Here is an 18,820-nt window from a genome sequence, read left to right as displayed (position 1 = left end):
CCCGGCCCGGTCAGGCTTTTACCGGCGCGGAAATGCCCAGCGCCGCCACCAGATCCTTGCTGTGCTGGTGCTCCGGACTGGACATGAAATCGTCGAGCCGGCGGTGTTCGACCAGCTGTCCCTCGTAGAACACCGCGACATTGTCGCTGACGTAGCGGATCACGCCCATGTCATGGGAGATCACTACCAAGGACAAGCCCAATTGGGCGCGCAGCCCCAACAGGAGGTCGAGAACATGGCGCTGCGCCACCGAATCCAACGCCGAGGTCGATTCATCGCAGACAAGGACCTGCGGCGCAGCCAGCAGGGCCCGGGCGATGGCTGCGCGTTGCAGCTGGCCGCCGGAGCATTGACCCGGTTTGCGGTCCAATAGTTCGACCTGCAGCCCGACCTGGTTGAGGGCTGCGTCAATCTCCTGCGAGGCGCGGTCGGCGGGCAGCCGGTGCACCGCTGCAAGCAAACTGGTGCGCAACGGCAGTCTCGGGTCAAAGGACGAATAGGGTTCCTGCGCGATCAGCTGAACTGCAGTGCTTTTCCCGTCGTGCTCGGGAGCCAGGATCCGTCCTTCCGTGGGCTTTTCCAGGCCTGCGAGCAATCTGGCGAAGGTGCTCTTCCCCGAGCCCGAACGCCCGATGACGCCCAGGACCTCTCCGCCATGCAGGCTCAGTGTGGTGGCCTGCAGTGCGGCGGGTCCCTTGGCCTTGCGGGAGTAGTTTTTTCCCACGCCGACGGCCTGGAGCAGCGGACTGGTCGCAAACTCCCGCGGCTCGTGCGCTGCCGGCAGCGAGGCCTCGATCAGTTCACGCCGCTTGGCGTGGCTGTCCTTGGCAAAAAGCTGGGAGGTCAGGCAATGGTCGACAATCTCTCCATCGCTGACTACCAGAACGCGGTCGGCGATGTGCTGAATGCTGGCAATGTCGTGGGTGATCAGCAAGACGCCCAGGCCGCGTTCAAGCTGTTTGCTGCGCAGCAGCTGCAGCGTTTCCGCCTTCAGGATGGAGTCCAGCGAGGAGGTCGGCTCATCGGCCAGGATGAATTCAGGATCGGCGGCCAAGGCGATGGCAAGCATGGCCCGCTGGGCCATCCCGCCCGAGAGCTGGTCCGGGCGCTTGCCTGCAATGCCGGCGGCGGGAAAGAGCCTGACCTCTTCCAGCAGTGACAGGACCTTGGCCTCGTGTTTCCTGGACTTGCTCCGGCCGAAGACTCCCAGTGCTTCCAGGAGATGTGCACGAATGCTCATTCGCGGATTCAACACCCGCTTGGGCTGCTGGAAGAGCATGCCGATGCGCCGCCCGCGCACCGCATCCATGGCCTTGCCTTCCAACTGGTCAATGCGTCCACCATTGAGCAGTATCTGCCCCTCGGCGTGCAGCTGCGTCGGGAGCAACCCAAGAATTGCCTTGGTCAGCAAGGTCTTTCCCGAGCCGGAGCGGCCCACAACAGCTACCAATTCGCCGGCGCGGATCGTTCCGGACATGGCAGTGAGCAGGGTTTTCCCGCTGCCGCGCACCGACAACTCGGAGAACTCAAGCGATTCAGTCATTGGCATCCGCCTTGGTCTCGGTGGCCAGCACATCCTGCCCGTTCAACGAACGAGTGATGCGGTTGCCCAGCAGGGTGACGCAGAAGCTCACCACGAAGATTGCAGCTCCGGGCGCGATCAAGCCCCAGGGAGCGCGCAGCGCGTGCGGCTGCGCCTCGGCGAGCATGGAGCCCCAGTCCGATTGCGGGGGCTGGACCCCGATGCCCAGGTAGGACAGCGAACCCAGCAACACCAGCAGCAGACCGAATCGCAAGGCGACCTGGGCCAGCACCGGCCCGGCAACGTAGGGCAGCACATGGTGGCGCAGGATGAACCAGCGCGAAGCCCCGGCATGCCTGGAGGCCTCGACATGGTGGGTTGCCAGAGCCTGGGCCGCCATGGAGCGCACCAGGCGGGCGATGGGCGTCCAGGCCACCACTCCCACGGAGAGCACCATGGTGGAAAATCCCGGTCCCATCACCGCGATGACCAGCAACGCAATCACGATCTCCGGCAGGGCCAGCAACAGGTCGTTGACGCGCAGGAACAACTCGTCCAGCCAGCCTCCGCGCAGCGCGCTGAGGAGTCCGAGAACGGTGCCCACCAGCAGCGAAAACAGTGTGGTGATGAGTGCTACCGACAAGGAGAAGCGGCCGCCGTGCAGGACCCTGCTGAAGGTGTCGCGGCCGAGGGAATCGGTGCCCATGAGGTGCGTCCAACTGGGAGCCTGGAGCCGGTCAGCCAGGGATTGGGCATCCGGGTCGAAGGGCGAAATCCACGGGGCCAGGAGCGTCATGAGCAGCACCAGCAGCAAGATGGCGGCTGGCCAGCTGACAAAGATCGAACGCAGCGTTTTCCTAGCCACGGCTAGCCCCTATCCGTACTCTTGGATCTCCGCGGCGGTGCAGGAGATCGATGATTCCGGTGGCCAGCACCGCGCAGGCCACCGCTACCACCACGCCGCCCTGGGCCACCGGGATGTCTGCATCGACGATGGCGTCGAAGATCAGCCGGCCCATGCCCGGGATGGCAAAGATGACTTCAATGATGACCGAACCGCCCAGCAGCCCGGCGAACCACACGCCCACCATGGTCCACAGCGGCAGCAGGCCGTGCGGGACGACGTGGCGGATCAGGGTGCGCCTAGCGCTCAACCCGCGGGCGCGGGCGGCCAGCACATGTTCGGAGTCCAGCGCCTGCAAGATGCCCGAGCGCACGGCAATGGTGAAGAAGCTGATCGGGCGCAGCGAGAGAACCACTACCGGCAGCACCATGGACGCGGGGGAGTCGAAGCCTGCCGAGGGCAGCCACGAGAGACGCACGGCGAAGAGCAGCACCAGCAGCGGGGCCAAGGCGTATTCCGGGATGGCGATTAGCGCATGGGTGGCGGAAGTAATCATCCGGTCCTGCCATCTTTCGGCCCGCAGGGCGGCGATGACTCCCAGGACGATGGAAACCAGCACCGCCACCAGCAACGCGGATCCCGCTAGCGAGAGGGTAATGCCGATGGCGGGCAGCACCTGGTCGGCTACCGGAGTGCCGCTGATGTAGGAGATTCCCATGTCTCCGCTGAAGAAGCGGCCGAGCCAGCGGCCGAACTGCAGCAGCATGGGGTCGTGGAGCCCGAATTGCTCGGCATAGGCCTGTACGGTTGCCTCGTCGGCAGTACCGATGTCCATACGGGCGCGCAACAGCGAACGCACCGGATCCCCGGGGGAGACGAAGGGAACCAAAAAGACCGCGAAGGATGAAAGCAGCACGGCTGCGCCGAGCCCGAGGACTCGACGCAGCGCGGTGGTGAAATGCACCAATTTACTTGGTCTTCGCCAGGTCCTTGGTCAGCACGTACCGGGTCAGCGGATCCTGGACGTACCCCTGGACCGAGCTGCCCAGTGCGTCGATGGCCTGCTCGTTGACCAGCCAGACATTGGCTGCATCCGCGGCCAGAATGTCGCCCGCCTGACGGTAGAGGTCATGGCGCTTGGCCTGGTCGGTTTCCGGCAACGCCTTCTGGATCAGGGCGTCGTAGTCCTTGCTGCAGTAGTGGCTCAGGTTGTAGCCGCCGTCGCAGGTGTAGTCGGACTGCAGGAAACCGATGGGGTCTGCGATGTCGATCATGCGGTTGCGCTGGCTGAGGATCATGTCATAGTTGCCAGCCAGGACCTCGGGCTCCACCGAGCCGTAGGACTTAGTGACAACATTGGCCTGCAGGCCGATCTGCTTGAACTGCTCCTGGATGATGGCGCCCACCCCTGCGAACTCGGCACGTTCGGTGATGGCGATGATTTCCAGCGGCTTGTTCTGCTGGTAGCCGGAGTCGGCAACCAGCTTCTTGGCCTCTTCGAGATTCACCTGCGGCACCTGAAGATCCGGGTTGGCCCAGCTTTCGCTCGGCGCAAAGGGGCCGGTGGCCGGCTGCGCGGCCCCCTCGTAGACGCTGGCGGCGATGGCCGGCAGATCCAGGGCCATGGTCGCGGCCTGGCGCAGTTTCACGTCGTCGAAAGGCGCCCGTGAATTGTTCAGGTACAGGGTCGCGGTGCGCGGAGAGTCGGTCTTGAGCACCGTCACCGAGCTGTCGGTTTCAAGGGCGGCCAGGCTGGTGGCGGGAATGGACATGGAGATGTCGGCTTCGCCGGTCTGCACCTGGGTGGCGCGGGTTGGGCCTTCGGTGATGTAGCGGATTTCGCCGCCGGCAAGCTGGACCTGCCCGCCCCAGTAGCTCTCATTGCGGTCCAAGCTCAGCGACTGGCCGGCCTTTTCCGAGACCGGGGTGAAGGGGCCGGTGCAGTGTCCGAAGGGATCAATGCCCTTGGAGGTGTAAGCCGCCGGGGCCAGAATGCCGGCGTTTACGCTGGCCATGCGGTAGGGCAGCAGCGGATCGGCGGCAGGGGTGGTGACTCGTACGGTGTTGGCATCAACCGCAGTCACCTCGGTGATGGTTTTGGGGTTGACGGCGCGGGCCGGCGCGGTCGCCTTGAGCACGTGGTCAAGCGAGGCTGCCGCGGCCTTGGCATCAAGGGCGGTGCCGTCTTGGAACTTGACGTTTTTGCGCAGCGTGAAATCCCATGCGGTTTCCGAGGACTGCTTCCATGACTCGGCGAGCATCGGCTCGATGTTCTGCGTGGTCGAATCGTACTTGACCAGAGTTTCCAGGCATCCGGCGATGGAAAGCACATAGGCGTCGTCGCTTTCCAAGGCCCAGTTGGAGACCGGGGCGCGGAAATTCGCTACTACCGCGCGGCCTTCGTGGTCCACGACCGGATCGGAATCGGTGCTCGCGGGGGAAGAGCTGCAGGCAGTCAAGGCGAGGGCAAAGGCCGCAAATGCTGCGGCTGCGCTCAGTCGTCCAAGTTTCATGGAAGTCCTTCGGCATTACGTGATGAATTGGCTTCTAATGCAATAGAGCCTTGGTAAGCTTATCCTAATTACCCCGATTGGTGGGCCGCATTACCGCGAACCGTCCGGTCTCGGATCGAGTGTCGATCCGGGGTCATTTGAAAACCATATTGAGTAGTGCGAAGTTGATATGGAATCTGGAGGTTCTGCGCTCCACCTGCACAGTGTGTCGCGGTTCACGAGCGGCGTATTGCCGTGCCCAAGCCGCGAACAACGTCGGCCGCCCGCCAGGAAGCCAGCAACAAGGGCAGGATCAGCACAAGCCACGGCAGGAAACTGGGCACAGCTTGCCGCCCTGCTTGAACCAGCAGCCAGCCGATAAGGATATTTCCCAGCAGGACGGCGAGGCCGCCGCAGCTGGAGAGCAGGCCGAAATATGAACCGGTCGGGCGCTCGCCGGCAAATTGGGGAACCAGCGAAAGCGCCGTGGGATGCACGCTCATGTGCCCCAGCGTCAGCAGGGTGATGGCACAGAGAATTCGCGGCATTCCCGCGTCCTGTCCGAAGAGCGAGGCTGGAATGAAGGCAAAAACTCCGAACCCCAGCGCACTGAGCAAATAGCCGCAGCGCAACGTGGCCCGAGCGCCGATCCGCGCCGCAATCCACGACACCGGAAGTTGCAGGGTCAGGGTCAGGACGGAGATCCACGCGAAGATCATTCCCAGCCACTGAGCTGGGTAATCCAACCGTTCAAGCTCCAGCGGAATAGCGAGGTATAGCTGGTTGTATGCAAGAAGATCCGCTGCATGAAGCCCGCAGAATGCGAGAAACCGCCGGTCCTTCAGGCACTGGCGCCAGCTGCCGGGTCGGCGTGGTGCCGCGGATGTGTGCGCGGCGGGCCGGCGCTGCCGGCCTGCCGGCGCCGGCTTTCGCAGGGCCAGTGCAAGGAAAATGCCGATGGCGACGAAAAAGGCGGCCCCAAAACCTGCGACCGTCGAAAATCCCCAACCCCACAGGACGGCACCGACCAGCGGTCCGGTGACGGCACCGATCTCGCCGGTGATGCTCAACCAGGCAAAGAGCGTAGCGCGTTTGGCTTCGGTGGTTCGCTGCTGATCGCGGGCGCTCTGGGCGGCGGCTACCAAGATGTTAAGACCCGGGGAAAAGAGCGCCCCGCCGAATCCGGTGAACAAGGTTCCAAGGATGAACAGCCAAAGCATTGGGCTCCCGCTCCAAAGCGAGGCCGCCAGCATGAGGAAGCCCGCAGCGCGCACTGCGCAACCGATCAGGATCATGAACCGGGCGCCAAATCGGTCGGCGAGGCTCCCGCCGGCCAGGAAGAGGCCCTGCTGTGCGAAGGTCCTGATTCCGAGGATCAGCCCAACCGCCGTGGACGCCAGCAGGAAGTCCTGCGTAAGGACAACCGCGAGAAAAGGGACAACTGCATAGAAACCGATATTGAAGAGTGTCTGGGTGCCTAGAAGCACCGAAATCTCAAAGCGGGAAGAGTTGGTTTTCATGGACCTCGATAACGGTGATCTCTCCTGCGGCGCAGGCTTCCTAGATTCTATCCAAGCCAAGCAGCGCAGGCATCAGAGCACTAGCCAAGGCCTATCGGATCATGAGAAAGCGGTATTCCCGCCCCGGGAACAGTACGCGGGGCCTTATGGCCAAGCCGCCGGCGGCCGAGTTGCCTCCGACTGAACGTCAAATTCCGAGGCGGTATGTATTCGGCGGGCCACGTCGAAGAACCCAGCCACTGTGAAGCTGCGCCATGGAGCCGCACCGTCCGGGCGGGACAGGACCCCGGCAAACCCGGTGAAATATCTACGGACCCGCAAACACGGCGGATCCCCAGCGCCGCCAGATAGGCTAAGCAGTATGCACCAGCTGCCTGAGTACCCGAGCTATCCTGTTGTTCCACGACGCAGACAGCGTGTTTTCGATGCCGGACGGTTCACCCGCGGCGATCTGTTCACCGTTTTAGCCTACATCGTGTTCTTCGTGCTCGGCGGAGCCGGGCTCATCGGCTTGATCCCCGGCTATGTTGGCGCCTTCGAGACCGAGCAGCAAGCGCTCTTCGGCATCAACCTGATCCTCTACGTTTCATTCTTCGTGCTGGCGATGATCCAGTGCGGGCCGCAGTTCTTCGACTCGTTCAAAACCATGAGGTACTACCCCTGGGCCAAATGGCTGATGCTGCCCGGCGGCTGGCTCGTCACCATCATCTCCACCGCAGTGATCTCGATGCTTGTCGGGCAGGTGGCCACGAGCGAAAACCAGGCCATGCTCGAAGAGATGTCCAACGCGGTGCCGCTGCCGGTCATGCTGGCGGTGACGGCCCTCTTCGGGCCCTTCGTGGAGGAATACCTCTTCAGGCACCTGCTGATCGGCAAGCTCTCGCGCAAGCTCAACGTCTGGGTGTGCGCGGCCATCTCCGTGCTGGCCTTCGCCAGCATCCACTTCATCGGTTCCGGCATCGGGAACTGGACCGAAATCCTTCCATATCTCATGCTGGGCGTGATGATGTCCGTGGCCTACATCCTCTCCGGAAAATCGATGGCCTACGCCTACATGCTCCACGTCATCAACAACGCCATCGCGCTGCTGATGGTTTACCTGGTCTACCCGCTGCTGCCACAGGGGATCTAGCTTTTGGAGTTCAGCGGCCACGAACAGGGGACCCCGGCCTATCGGGGGATGCTGCTGGCGCTCTTCGCCGGCGGCGTCGCCACCTTCTCCCAGCTGTACGCGGTGCAGGGGCTGCTTCCGGCCATCGCCGGATACTTCGAGGTGTCCTCCTCGGATGCGGCGCTGACCGTTTCGGCTGCGACCCTGGGCCTCGCGCTGGCAGTCACGCCCTGGGCGATCATTTCTGACGGGATCGGACGGCGCAAGGTCATTGCCATCGCGCTGGTCGCCTCGGTGGTCCTGGGACTGCTCAGCTCCGCGGCGCCGAGCTTCGAATGGCTGGTCGCCATCCGCTTCCTCGAAGGCCTCGCGCTGGCCGGGGTGCCCGGCAGCGCCTTGGCCTACCTTGTCGACGAGGTGAGTGCGACCACGGTGGCGGTGGCCAGCGGCACCTATATCTCCGGCACCACGCTCGGCGGGCTGGCCGGGCGCCTGCTGGCCGGCTTCGTGGGCGAACCCGCCGGCTGGCGGTGGGGCGTCGCGGCGGTCAGCCTCATGGCGGCACTGGCAACCCTGTTTTTCCTCGCCAAGGCCCCCGCCGCGCAGGGCTTCACTCCGATCCGCAACCAGAACCTGCGTTCCATCGGCGCCAAGTTCGGACAAGCGCTGCGCGGGAGGATGCTGCTGGTCTACGCGCAGGGTTTCCTGCTCATGGGCGGCTTCGTCGCCGTGTACAACTACCTGGCCTTCCGGTTGGAAGCACCGCCGTTCCTGATCCCGACCTCGTTGGCCGCACTGGTTTTCCTGGCCTATCTCTCAGGCACCTACACCTCGGTCGCCAGCGGGAAGCTCGTTCTCAGATTCGGCCGGAAAAACACCCTGCTGGGCAGCACGCTTACCAGCACGCTCGGCCTGGCCATCACGCTGAGCGAAAACCTGCTCCTGATCATCGCCGGGCTTCTGATCTTCACAGCGGGCTTCTTCGCCGCCCACGCGGTGGCCAGCGGATGGGTTCCGGTCTTGGCCTCGCAGGCCCGCGCGCAAGCCGCCAGCTTGTACAACCTCTTCTACTACATCGGCTCCTCGCTGCTGGGGTGGCTGATCGGCATCCCGTTCATGGGCTATGGCTGGCCGGTGGTGGTGCTGTGCGTCGGCGGCCTGCAGGTGGCAGCAATGCTCTTGGCCTGGTTCCTGAGACCAGCCAAAACCAGCTGACCAGCAGCAAAACCTTATATTCCGAGCATGGAATATGAAATTTCGGTCCTCGGTTCAGGTCAGGTGGTCAAAGTCCCCGGAGGCCCAGCGGGCATAGCGCTCGGCTGAAAACTGGACGATCCGGTGGGCATCGCTGGGCACTGCGCTCGCGAAATTGTTGTAGAGGCGGTCGAATTCCAGCGCGCCGACCCGGGCGGCCACACGGCGCACCACCGCGGCGGAGAGCGGGATGCGATTGGGATAGCTGCGCAGGAACGTCACGTTGCCGTCGGCCACGGGGAAGATTGCATCTCCGGCCAGCAACACGCCCCGGCCTTCTGCGCCGGCCGTCCACAGGGCCACGGTGCTTCCGGGGAAGTGGCCGCCCACCTGGTGCAGCCAGACGCCCGGAAGCACCTCGAAGGGATCTTCCCATTCGATCACCGCAGCCGAGGAATACTGGACCCACGAGGCGTCCTTGCGGGCCACGTAGATCGGCGGGCCGCCCAGGGCCTGGCTGTACTGCTGCTGCACCCCGTACATGTGCGGGTGGCTGGCAACAATGGCGCGCAGCGGGCCGTGCTCCCGGATCCGCCGGACCGGCTCGTCCGTGATGATGCCCGGGATATCGAACAGCAGCGATCCGGCGTCGGTCTCAAGCAGCAGGCCGCTCTGCCCGATGCCCACGCCCGGCGCGGTCAGCGCGGTCAGGCCCGGTTCCAGGGTGGCGAATTCCAGTTCGCGGCCCGCCTCGACGAGCTGCTCGGTGCTCACCCAGCGCTGGGTTCCGCCGGGGACGTACTGGCGTTCGTCCGTGCAGATGGGGCAATCCCCGCACGGGGCGGGGCCGGGCGGGAACTCGACGGCGCATCCGGCGCATTGCCAATGCGCCGCGGAATCCATCGAAGCAGCGGGAGCTGGACTGTCGCCGATCACCGTGGAGCCTTTCGCGGGGGAGCAGTGTGTTTCCTGCTCCCCAGTATGCCCAGCGGTGCGCGGCGGCGGAAGAGCATGGCCGCAGCCTTCCCGCAGGCCCGCCGCCCGCGGCCGGAATCACGGCGGCGCGGCGCCAAATAGCGATTGGGGGTGGGGCTTCGTAGAGTTGAGACCGTGAGCTCACCTATGCCCGTTGAATCCAACCGCAGCATTTCCCGCCAGATCCTGGCGCTGGCGGTGCCTGCCCTTGGCGCGCTGATTGCCGAACCGCTGTTCCTGATTGCCGACTCGGCCATCGTGGGGCACCTCGGCGTCGCCGAGCTGGCTGGCGCCGCACTGGGAACCACGGTGCTGCAAACGGCGGTGGGCCTGATGATCTTCCTGGCCTATGCCACCACCCCCGCGGTGGCGCGGGCGCTCGGGGCCGGGCAGCCGGCCCGCGCCATGGCCGCCGGGCGCGATGGCTTGTGGTTTGCGATAGCGCTGGGTGTGCTGCTCACGGCCGCCGGGTATTTCGGCGCCGATGCGGTGGTGCGGGGCATGGGCGCCGAGGGGGCGGTCGCGCAGTTCGCCGTCGACTACATCCTCTTTTCGCTGCCGGGCCTGACCGCCATGCTGCTGGTCTTCGCGGCCACCGGCATCCTGCGCGGCATGCAGGACACCAAAACGCCGCTCGTGGTGGCCACCGCTGGCTTCGGCCTGAATATCCTGCTGAATTTCGCGCTGGTGTACGGCGCGGGGATGTCGGTGGCCGGGGCCGCGCTGGGCACCTCCATCGCGCAGTGGATCATGGCGCTGGTGTACCTGTGGATGATCCTGCCGCGCATCCGCCGGGAAAAGGTGTCGCTGGCCCCGAGCTGGTCCGGGTTCATCTCCACCGGGCAGGTCGGCTCCTGGCTGATGCTGCGCAACCTGACCATGCGCGCGGCCCTGTTGCTCACCGTGGTGGTGGCGACCAGCTCCGGGGAGCAGACCCTGGCAGCCCACCAGCTGGTGTTCACGGTCTTCTCCTTCCTGGCCTTCGCGCTGGACGCGCTGGCCATTGCCGCCCAGGCGATGATCGGCAAGGAACTGGGCCGCGGCGATGCGCAGCAGGTGCGCCAGCTGACCGGGATCATGAGCCGGTGGGGGATCTACTTCGGCCTCGCCACCGGGGCTTTCCTGCTGGCCACCTCGTGGGTGTTCCCGATGGTCTTCACCACCGATGAGCAGATCCGCTCGCTGACCACCATCGGGCTGTGGGTCCTGGCGCTGGCGCAGCCGTTGTGCGGGCTGGTCTTCGTGCTGGACGGCGTGCTGATCGGCGCGGGGGACGCCCGCTACCTGGGGCTGGTGGGCGCGCTGAACCTTGCGGTCTACGCCCCGATGCTCTGGGCGGTGCACCGCTTCGCGCAGGATCCGCAGAGCGCCCTGGTCTGGATCTGGGTCGCCTTCTCGCTGGGCTACATGGCCTCGCGCGGCGTCACGCTGTTCGTGCGTTCGCACGGCACGGCGTGGATGCGCCTGGGCGCCTGATCCTGCGGGACTAGAACTGGGCTGGCCCCAGCATGGCGGAGCGGATCGAGGCCAGATGGGAGCGCATGGCCTGCGCGGCCCCGTCGGCATCGGCCCGGGCCAGCGCGTCGAGGATTGCGCGGTGCTCGGCGAGTTCATCCGACTGCGACATGTAGGGCTGCATGGCCGGGAGCACGTAGTGGGCGCGGGCGGTCTGCGCGAAGCAGCTGTCCAGCGCCGCCACGATCCGCGAGTTGCGCGCCGCGTGGCTCAGTTCGGTGTGGAAGAGCCGGGCTGCATGCATCGAGGCGATCGGATCGCTGACCGCGAGCCGTTCCTGGTCCTCCAGATGGCCTTGCAGGGTCTGGATCAGCTGCGCGCTGTGCATCCGGGCCACCTGGCTGCACACGTATGGTTCCAGCAACAGGCGCATTTCCAGCACCTCGTAGACGTCGTTCATGGAGATGGCACGCACCAGATAGCCCTTCTTGGGCAGGATCTGCAGCAGTCCCTCGCTGGTCAGCTGGCGCAGCGACTCGCGCACCGGGGTCTTGGAGACATTGAATTCCTGGGCCAGCGCCGGTTCGACGAGCATGGATCCGGGGGCCAGCACGCCGCTGTTGATGCGGTCGCGCAAGGCGACGGTCAGTCGCTCGGAGATAGAACCGGCCATGAGTCCCCGTTTTCTCGGTGCTCTTCGCGACCGGAACTTTTTGTAATGTTCGGGATCCAGTTCACTTCTGCTCCCGAGAACACCTTAGTCTGGATTGAAATATATTTCAGGAATCTCACATCTGAAATCCGGACGAAGGAGACCACTTCCGTGACCACACTTCAGCAAGCTGGCAGCGCCCAAGCGCAGCGCAACCGCCGCAGGGCGCTTGTCGCTTCGGTCTTCGGAACCGCCATCGAGTGGTACGACTATGCGCTGTACGGCGCCGCCGCCTCCGTGGTGATCGGCCCCCTCTTCTTCTCCGGCGCGGGGGACTCCGCCGCGTCCATCGCGGCCTTCGCCACCTTCGCCGTGGGCTTCGTCGCCAGGCCGCTGGGCGGCATCGTGATCGGGCACCTGGGCGACCGCTACGGGCGACGCCCGGCGATGCTGCTGTCGATCATCCTGATGGGGATTGCGACCGTGGGCATCGGGCTGCTGCCCACGGCGCAGTCCTGGGGCGCCTGGTCGGTGGGGCTTCTGGTGCTCTTCCGCCTGGTCCAGGGCTTCGGGGCCGGTGCCGAGCTGACCGGCGCCATGACGCTGGTCGCCGAGTACTCCGAACCCAAGAAGCGCGGCTTCTACACTTCGCTGGTGCTCTCGACCCCGCCGCTGGGCATCGCGCTGGCCACCATCTGCTTCTTCCTGGTCTCGCTTCCCGGTGAAGAGGTGCTGTTGGGCTGGGCCTGGCGCATCCCGTTCCTGGTCTCCGCCCTGCTGTTCGTCGTGGCCATCTACATCCGCAACAAGCTGGAGGAAACCCCGGAATACGCCAAGACCATGGAAGCGGCCAAGGTCAACGCCGACGGCGCCAAGCTGCCGGTGCGCGAGGTCTTCGAATCCCACACCCCGCGGGTCATCCTCGGATTCTTCGCCATCACCGGGCACAACGCGGTCAACTACATCATCGCCGTCTTCTCCATCAGCCTGATGGTCTCCTCCGGAATGGACCGCTCCGCGGCGCTGCTGGCGGTCACCCTCGGCTCACTGGTCTCGGTGCTGCTGACCCCGCTGGGCGGCTGGCTGGCCGACCGCTACGGGGCGTCCAGGGTGCTGGCCGCAGGCAATGTCTCCGGCGTGCTGCTGGCCTTTCCGATCTTCTGGATGCTCGCCACGGACCAATTCCTGTTCGGCCTGCTGGCCGTGGCCGCCGGCTACGCCTTGATCATCCCGTGCACCTCCGGGGCGCAGGGCGCGTTCTTGACCGAGCTATTCCCGGTCAAGGTGCGATTCTCCGGTATCGCCATCGCCCGGGAACTCAACGGCGCACTGGTCGCCGGGCTTTCCCCGCTGATCGCCGCCGCGCTGCTGGAACTGGGCAACGGGTCGATCACCCTGCCCGCCACCTACCTGGCCGCCTGCTGCCTGTCCTCGGTGATCGCCATCTACCTGGGAACCCGCGCAACCAAACGCCAGCTGTACTAGGCTTGCCGCGCCCGCCGCGTCACTATCAACAACCACGAATACTAAGGAACAACGACATGGGAAACCTCAAGCGCCAACTGCCGGATCTGGGTGAACTGGTGAGCCTGATGAGGTTCAAGGTTCCATCCACCGACCGCCGCGCGGTCCGCCTGGCCGCGGCTGCCGACCTCTGGGACCTGCGCAAGATCGCCAAGCGCCGGACGCCCACCGCCGCCTTCGACTACGTGGACGGCGCCGCCGGCCGCGAAATCACCGCGGACCGGGCCCGCCGGGTCTTCGACTCGGTGGAGCTGCTGCCGCGCATCCTGCACGGCACCGCCCACTCGGACCTGTCCACCACCATCGCCGGCGGGCACTCGGCCCTGCCCTTCGGCATCGCCCCGACCGGCTTCACCCGCTTCATGCACTCGGAAGGCGAAATCGGCGGCTCGCGCGCGGCGATGAAGGCAGGCATCCCCTTCAGCCTCTCCACCATGGGCACCCGCTCCATCGAGGAGGTCGCGCAGGCGGCTCCCGAGGGGCGCAAGTGGTTCCAGCTCTACCTGTGGAAGGACCGCGAGAAGTCCAAGGCGCTGGTTGAGCGCGCCGCGGCCGAAGGATTCGACACCCTGCTGGTCACCGTGGACACCCCGGTGGCGGGACAGAGGTTCCGCGACACCCGCAACGGCATGAAGATCCCGCCCGAGCTGACGCTGAAGACCGTGCTGGACGCCTCCTACCGGCCGGAGTGGTGGTTCAACTTCCTGACCACCGATTCGCTGAAATTCGCGTCGCTGTCCGACACCTCGGCGGACCTGCCGACCATCATCAACTCGATGTTCGACTCCTCCCTGGACTTCGAGGACCTGAAATGGATCCGCGAGCTGTGGAAGGGCAAGCTCTTCGTCAAGGGGGTGCTCACCGCCGAGGATGCGGCCAAGGCGAAGGCCGCCGGCGCGGACGGCCTGGTCGTCTCGAACCACGGCGGACGCCAGCTGGACCGCGCGCCGATCGCCTTCGAAGCCGTGAGCGAGGTGCGTGCCGAAGTCGGCGAGGAGATGGAAATCATCATGGATTCCGGCATCATGTCCGGCGCCGACATCGTGGCCAGCCTGTGCGCCGGGGCGGATTTTGTGCTCATCGGACGCGCCTACCTGTACGGCCTGATGGCCGGCGGCGAGCAGGGCGTCACCCGCGCCATCGAGTTGCTGGCCAAGGAAGTTGAGGTCAACATGCAGTTGATGGGGGCAGCCAGTATCAAGGAGTTGACTCCCGCGCTGATTCGCCGGCGCAACGTCGTGCTCTAGCAGGCATCGCCGCCGCGGCACCGGCCCGCGGACCTCCCCCTGGGGGGATGGTCCGCGGGCCGGTGTGATTAAGCCCGGCCGAAGTGGCGGATAGTTCTATCGGCGGTAGAATGGAAAGCGTGCCAGCACCAAAAACCACCCCAGTTCAAGCCCAAGATGTCTTCCGCCCCGTATTGCTGCGTGGCCTGACCGCGGCGATCTACGCGCTGCTGTCCATCTTCTGGGTGGGCGCCGACGAGAAGGTCCTGTCCTACTCCACCGCGGCGTTCCTCGTGGTCACCGGCGTGTTCATGTGGCAATACGTGACCGTGGACAGCGCTCCTGAGAAGTCGCGCGGCCCGTACGCGCTGGGCGCTGGCCTGATGCTGATTGCCGGCATCGCCACCATTTTCGCCACCACCACCATGTGGATCGGCATCCTGGCGGCCTTCGCCTTCCTGGTCACCGGCCTGGTCGAGCTGTATGTCTTCTTCACCCTGCGCACGCAGTTCCCGCCGTTCCGCAACCAGCTGGTCACCAGCGTTGTCGGACTGATCCTGGCCGCTGCGACGCTCTTCGGATTTAATATGGACGCCCACGCAATGTTCGGCGTCATTGGCGGCGGCGCCATCGTGCTCGCCGTGTTCGTTCTGATTGCCGGTTTCGGCCATCGACATGAAATGAAGGCCACCGCGGCCACTGACGGTCTCGAAGCCGGCGGCACCTCGAATCCCGGCACCGACGGGACCAACTAGCCTTGACGACCTCAGCAAAAGTAGAAACGGAGTTCCCGGTGGGAAACAACCCGAAGAAGAAGCAGCCGTGGAGCCAGTCCATCAAGGGCCCACTGAGCTTCTCTTTGATTTTGGCCCTCGTCGCAGGCGGCGTCGGCATGATCACCTCGACCGGCGGATCGCAGAACGAGGTCCGACTGGATGTCGGATTTGCCTGCTTTGGCATCGCGTTCGTCGCCAGTCTGCTGGTGATTTCCGTCTTGACCATGGCGTCAAAGGAAAATGACCCGGAATTGGGCAAAGGCACCGGAGTGAACCGCTCTTCGGCCAACCCGGACAAGAAGTTCAAAAAAGACTGATAATAAAACTTGACCAAGCGTCGCGACGCGCTGGGACTCTCCGTCAGTGGAAGTCCCGGCGCTTTGTCGTTTGGTGGAGCCGAACGTGCCCCAGCGCACATTCCGTGCACTAACTAAGGATTCAAGTGAGCAGTACCAGCAAGAGTACGTCCGTAGACGGAACCCCGCTTGGGCGCCAGCTAATGCGGCGGAAGTCTATTGCCGCCATGGCCAGGGACTCGGCGGACAACGCCGGCATGGGCCAGCTCAAACGCACCTTCGGAGTCTTCCAGCTGGTCATGCTCTCCGTGGGCGCAACCCTCGGCACCGGCATCCTGGTGATCCTGGGCGATGCAGTGCCCAAGGCCGGCCCGGCCGTCTGGATTGCGTTCGTCATCGCCGGCATCACCGCGCTGCTCTCGGCGGTGTCCTACGCCGAAATGGCCGGCATGGTTCCCGTCGCGGGATCCAGCTACTCCTATTCCTACGTGACACTCGGCGAGGGCATCGCCTGGATCTGCGGTTGGTGCCTGGTGCTCGAATACGCGGTCTCCGCCGCGGCGGTCGCCGTCGGCGCCGGAGCCTACGTCAACCAGACATTGGAAATCTTCGGGCTGTCCCTGCCCGACTACCTTTCCAGCGGCGCGGCCGACGGCGGGCTGGTCAACCTGCCGGCCCTGCTGGTCGTTATTCTCGCCACCTTCCTGCTGGTGCGCGGCGCCCGTGAATCGGCAGTGGCCAACACCGTCATGGTGATCATCAAGATCGCCATCCTGGTCTTCTTCGTGATCGTCGCCTTCACCGCCTTCGACTCGGGCAACTTCGAACCGCTGCTGCCCATGGGCATCGCCGGCGTCAGCGGCGCAGCTTCGATGGTGTTCTTCTCCTACATCGGCTTCGACGCCGCCTCCACCGCAGGCGAGGAAGCCAAGAACCCGCAGCGCGACCTGCCGCGCGCCATCCTGATCGCCATGGCCCTGGTGACCGCGATTTACGTGCTGGTGGCCGTGGCCGCCGTGGGCGCCCGCAACTGGGAATGGTTCGGCGAGTCCGAGGCCGCCCTGGTGCAGATCGTTTCCGAGATCACCGGCCAGCCATGGCTTGCGTTCTTCTTCGCGCTCGCCTCGGTGGTCGCGATCGTCTCGGTGGTGTTGACAGTGCTCTACGGCCAGACCCGCATCCTGCTGTCCATGGCCCGCGACGGGTTGATTCCCCGCTTCTTCGGCAAGGTTTCCAGCGAAACCCACACCCCGGTGGTCGGCACCCTGGTGACCGGTTCGGTGGTCGCGGTGACCGCGGCGCTGATCCCGCTGGGCCAGCTGGCCGAAGCCACCAGCATCGGCACCCTGTTCGCCTTCGCGCTGGTGGGCGTCTCGGTCATCTACCTGCGCCGCACCCAGCCCGACGCCCCGCGCACCTTCCGCGTGCCGCTGTATCCGGCCGTGCCGCTGCTGGGCATCGCCGCCTGCCTCTACCTCATGTTCAACCTGGCCGGCGTCACCTGGGTGGTCTTCGGCATCTGGATGCTGATCGGTGCGCTGGTTTACCTGGCCTACGGCCGCCGCCATTCACGGCTCGGCGGACTGGCCGAGGTCCACTACAAGGCCGAGCACAGCCTGAAGTAACACTCAGCGGATGCCTCAGGGGTTCTCCGCATCTCCAGCTAGGCTGTGTGGTGTCGGAAACCAACGATTCCTTGACCGGGAGGACCCCATGCACCAAGACCCAATCAGCACCGCCGACCTCTACGACGAGCACGGGGATGACCTGCAGTCGATCTCGGTCCAGTTCCAGGACTTCGGCGGCCGGCTGTCGTTCCACGGCCCGGCCCGCACCATTAAATGCCATGAGGACAACGGGCTCATCAAGGAAACCTTGAGCTTCCCGGGCAACGGCGCGGTGCTCGTGGTGGACGGCGGAGGGTCGCTGCGCTTTGCGCTGCTGGGCGACATGATTGCCAAGAACGCCGAGACGAACGGCTGGGCGGGCATCATCATCCATGGGGCGGTGCGCGACCGTGCGGAACTGGCCAGCTTGCAGCTTGGCATCAAGGCGATCGGGAGCAACCCGCGCAAGACCGTGAAGCGCGGGCACGGCACCGTGGATGAAGTCATCAGCATCGGGGACGTGAAAATCCGTCCCGGAGCCATGGTCTACGCCGACATCGACGGAATCCTCGTCCAGCACTAAAACGAGGCGGGTGCGATCAGCGGTCGTCGTTGGCCGGGAGCCACTCGTTCTTGAATTCCTCGACGGTCATCGAGTCCAGGTCCTCGCGGATCTGGACAATCAGCCGTTCGGCCTCTTCGAGGCTTGAGGTGTGCAGGCTGAGCAGTACCGAATCATCCAGGCGGGAATGCACCACGACCTGTGGTTCGTTGGCTTCGAATTCGGCGTCGCCCAAGGTCGCGGATGCCAGGGCCACAACCCAGCGTCCGGCAGCACGCAAAGGGCCGGTCTTAACGGCTTCCAAACGTGCCTCGTAACCGGAGGATGCATGTGTTTCTTCGGTCATGACCTGTCCTTTCGAGATGACACTCGGCGTGCCGGGTATGTCTTCATCTTAGGGTTCGGCATCGTCAAAGGCGAATAGGTGCGCCCCCAATATTTCAAAGTTACCTGCCGCCGGAGGCCTTGCGGGCGCGGTAGGCCCGCACGTGCTCCCGGTTGGCGCAGTTGCCCGCGTCGCAGTACAGCTTGGAACGGTTCCGCGAGAGATCCAGCAAGGCGTTGCTGCAGTCGGTGGAAGCGCAGATGCGCAGGCGATCCAGCCCTCCGGACAGCACGACCTCGGCCAGGGCCATGGCGGCGTTCACCGCGAACCGGTCGTAGAGCGGGCTGCTCGTGGTGGTCGCATGCAGCTTGTAGCCGTGCTTCGCGGACTTGATCAGCTGTGGCTGGGCATTGGCGGTACGCAGGATCTGGTTGACGCGGAACACCGCGTCTTCCTCCGAAGCGGTCCAGATGCTCTTGAGCTGCGAGCGCAGCTGGCGGATGGATCGCAGCTCGGCCTGGTTGTGGGCCCGGTCTGCGGTGAAGTGCTGGGAATCCAGGAATTCGTCCAGATCCGCCACGGTGGAGAGCATATCGACGATCTGCACCTCGGTGTTCAAAAGGTTCACGATGACCTTCAACGAGGCTTCGATATCTGGCGCAAAAGTCATAATTCAGTCCTGAACGAGCTAGCGGATTGACTGTGCTTCAAGCCTAACCGTATCGTCTGGATCAGATGT

Annotated in this window: 18 protein-coding genes; 9 read left to right on the top strand and 9 right to left on the bottom strand. The window is 64.8% G+C overall.

The window, feature by feature from the left end:
* Positions 1 to 10: 10 nt before the first annotated feature.
* The 5 genes from JQN66_RS15325 to JQN66_RS15305 form a co-directional block, all read right to left on the bottom strand.
* Positions 11 to 1,543 (bottom strand): ABC transporter ATP-binding protein, encoded by a 1,533-nt coding sequence (locus JQN66_RS15325; RefSeq protein WP_204675789.1) that lies wholly within the window; start codon positions 1,541 to 1,543, stop codon positions 11 to 13.
* A complete protein-coding gene (locus JQN66_RS15320; RefSeq protein WP_239464044.1) occupies positions 1,536 to 2,387 on the bottom strand; it encodes an ABC transporter permease in 852 nt (283 codons plus the stop codon). Before JQN66_RS15320 ends, JQN66_RS15325 begins: the two co-directional genes overlap by 8 nt.
* Complete coding sequence (locus JQN66_RS15315; RefSeq protein WP_239464043.1) at positions 2,380 to 3,330, bottom strand: ABC transporter permease; 951 nt, start codon at positions 3,328 to 3,330, stop codon at positions 2,380 to 2,382. The genes JQN66_RS15320 and JQN66_RS15315 overlap by 8 nt, the downstream gene beginning before the upstream one ends.
* 4 nt (positions 3,331 to 3,334) lie before the next feature.
* Positions 3,335 to 4,879 carry an ABC transporter substrate-binding protein gene (locus JQN66_RS15310; RefSeq protein ID WP_204675787.1) on the bottom strand — a complete coding sequence of 515 codons (1,545 nt, stop codon included), beginning with the start codon at positions 4,877 to 4,879 and terminating at the stop codon, positions 3,335 to 3,337.
* A gap of 215 nt (positions 4,880 to 5,094) precedes the next feature.
* Positions 5,095 to 6,378 carry an MFS transporter gene (locus JQN66_RS15305; protein ID WP_204675786.1) on the bottom strand — a complete coding sequence of 428 codons (1,284 nt, stop codon included), beginning with the start codon at positions 6,376 to 6,378 and terminating at the stop codon, positions 5,095 to 5,097.
* A gap of 361 nt (positions 6,379 to 6,739) precedes the next feature.
* Between JQN66_RS15305 and JQN66_RS15300 the strand changes: the two genes are divergently transcribed.
* A complete protein-coding gene (locus tag JQN66_RS15300; RefSeq protein ID WP_188947070.1) occupies positions 6,740 to 7,510 on the top strand; it encodes a CPBP family intramembrane glutamic endopeptidase in 771 nt (256 codons plus the stop codon).
* Between the two features lie 3 nt (positions 7,511 to 7,513).
* A complete protein-coding gene (locus JQN66_RS15295; protein WP_204675785.1) occupies positions 7,514 to 8,704 on the top strand; it encodes an MFS transporter in 1,191 nt (396 codons plus the stop codon).
* Positions 8,705 to 8,758: 54 nt separating this feature from the next.
* On the opposite strand, the gene JQN66_RS15290 is transcribed toward JQN66_RS15295, so the two are convergent.
* Complete coding sequence (locus JQN66_RS15290) at positions 8,759 to 9,619, bottom strand: MBL fold metallo-hydrolase (protein ID WP_239464042.1); 861 nt, start codon at positions 9,617 to 9,619, stop codon at positions 8,759 to 8,761.
* A 186-nt stretch (positions 9,620 to 9,805) separates the two neighbouring features.
* Between JQN66_RS15290 and JQN66_RS15285 the strand changes: the two genes are divergently transcribed.
* Entirely contained in the window at positions 9,806 to 11,134 is a 1,329-nt protein-coding gene (locus tag JQN66_RS15285) for an MATE family efflux transporter (protein ID WP_204677635.1), read from the top strand.
* Positions 11,135 to 11,144: 10 nt separating this feature from the next.
* On the opposite strand, the gene JQN66_RS15280 is transcribed toward JQN66_RS15285, so the two are convergent.
* Entirely contained in the window at positions 11,145 to 11,786 is a 642-nt protein-coding gene (locus tag JQN66_RS15280) for a GntR family transcriptional regulator (RefSeq protein ID WP_204675784.1), read from the bottom strand.
* A 150-nt stretch (positions 11,787 to 11,936) separates the two neighbouring features.
* Between JQN66_RS15280 and JQN66_RS15275 the strand changes: the two genes are divergently transcribed.
* From JQN66_RS15275 to rraA, 6 genes are all read left to right on the top strand, one after another.
* Positions 11,937 to 13,250 (top strand): MFS transporter, encoded by a 1,314-nt coding sequence (locus JQN66_RS15275; RefSeq protein ID WP_239464041.1) that lies wholly within the window; start codon positions 11,937 to 11,939, stop codon positions 13,248 to 13,250.
* Between the two features lie 56 nt (positions 13,251 to 13,306).
* Positions 13,307 to 14,536, top strand: coding sequence for an alpha-hydroxy acid oxidase (locus tag JQN66_RS15270; RefSeq protein ID WP_204675782.1), 1,230 nt, complete (start codon positions 13,307 to 13,309; stop codon positions 14,534 to 14,536).
* A 119-nt stretch (positions 14,537 to 14,655) separates the two neighbouring features.
* Positions 14,656 to 15,270, top strand: coding sequence for an HdeD family acid-resistance protein (locus JQN66_RS15265; RefSeq protein WP_204675781.1), 615 nt, complete (start codon positions 14,656 to 14,658; stop codon positions 15,268 to 15,270).
* A gap of 38 nt (positions 15,271 to 15,308) precedes the next feature.
* Complete coding sequence (locus tag JQN66_RS15260; protein WP_239464040.1) at positions 15,309 to 15,608, top strand: hypothetical protein; 300 nt, start codon at positions 15,309 to 15,311, stop codon at positions 15,606 to 15,608.
* A gap of 182 nt (positions 15,609 to 15,790) precedes the next feature.
* Positions 15,791 to 17,212, top strand: coding sequence for an amino acid permease (locus tag JQN66_RS15255; RefSeq protein WP_204675780.1), 1,422 nt, complete (start codon positions 15,791 to 15,793; stop codon positions 17,210 to 17,212).
* Between the two features lie 88 nt (positions 17,213 to 17,300).
* On the top strand, positions 17,301 to 17,777 hold the full coding sequence (gene rraA / locus JQN66_RS15250) for a ribonuclease E activity regulator RraA (RefSeq protein WP_188947080.1): 477 nt from the start codon (positions 17,301 to 17,303) through the stop codon (positions 17,775 to 17,777).
* 16 nt (positions 17,778 to 17,793) lie between these two features.
* Here rraA and JQN66_RS15245 read toward each other — a convergent pair whose 3' ends face one another.
* Together JQN66_RS15245 and JQN66_RS15240 are read right to left on the bottom strand one after the other, a co-directional pair.
* A complete protein-coding gene (locus tag JQN66_RS15245; RefSeq protein WP_188947082.1) occupies positions 17,794 to 18,102 on the bottom strand; it encodes a hypothetical protein in 309 nt (102 codons plus the stop codon).
* A gap of 100 nt (positions 18,103 to 18,202) precedes the next feature.
* Complete coding sequence (locus tag JQN66_RS15240; protein ID WP_188947084.1) at positions 18,203 to 18,751, bottom strand: CGNR zinc finger domain-containing protein; 549 nt, start codon at positions 18,749 to 18,751, stop codon at positions 18,203 to 18,205.
* Positions 18,752 to 18,820: the final 69 nt, after the last annotated feature.

Source organism: Glutamicibacter protophormiae, from assembly GCF_016894325.1.
GTDB classification, from domain to species: Bacteria; Actinomycetota; Actinomycetes; order Actinomycetales; family Micrococcaceae; genus Glutamicibacter; species Glutamicibacter protophormiae.
This window is presented reverse-complemented; position numbering and strand designations above follow the sequence as displayed.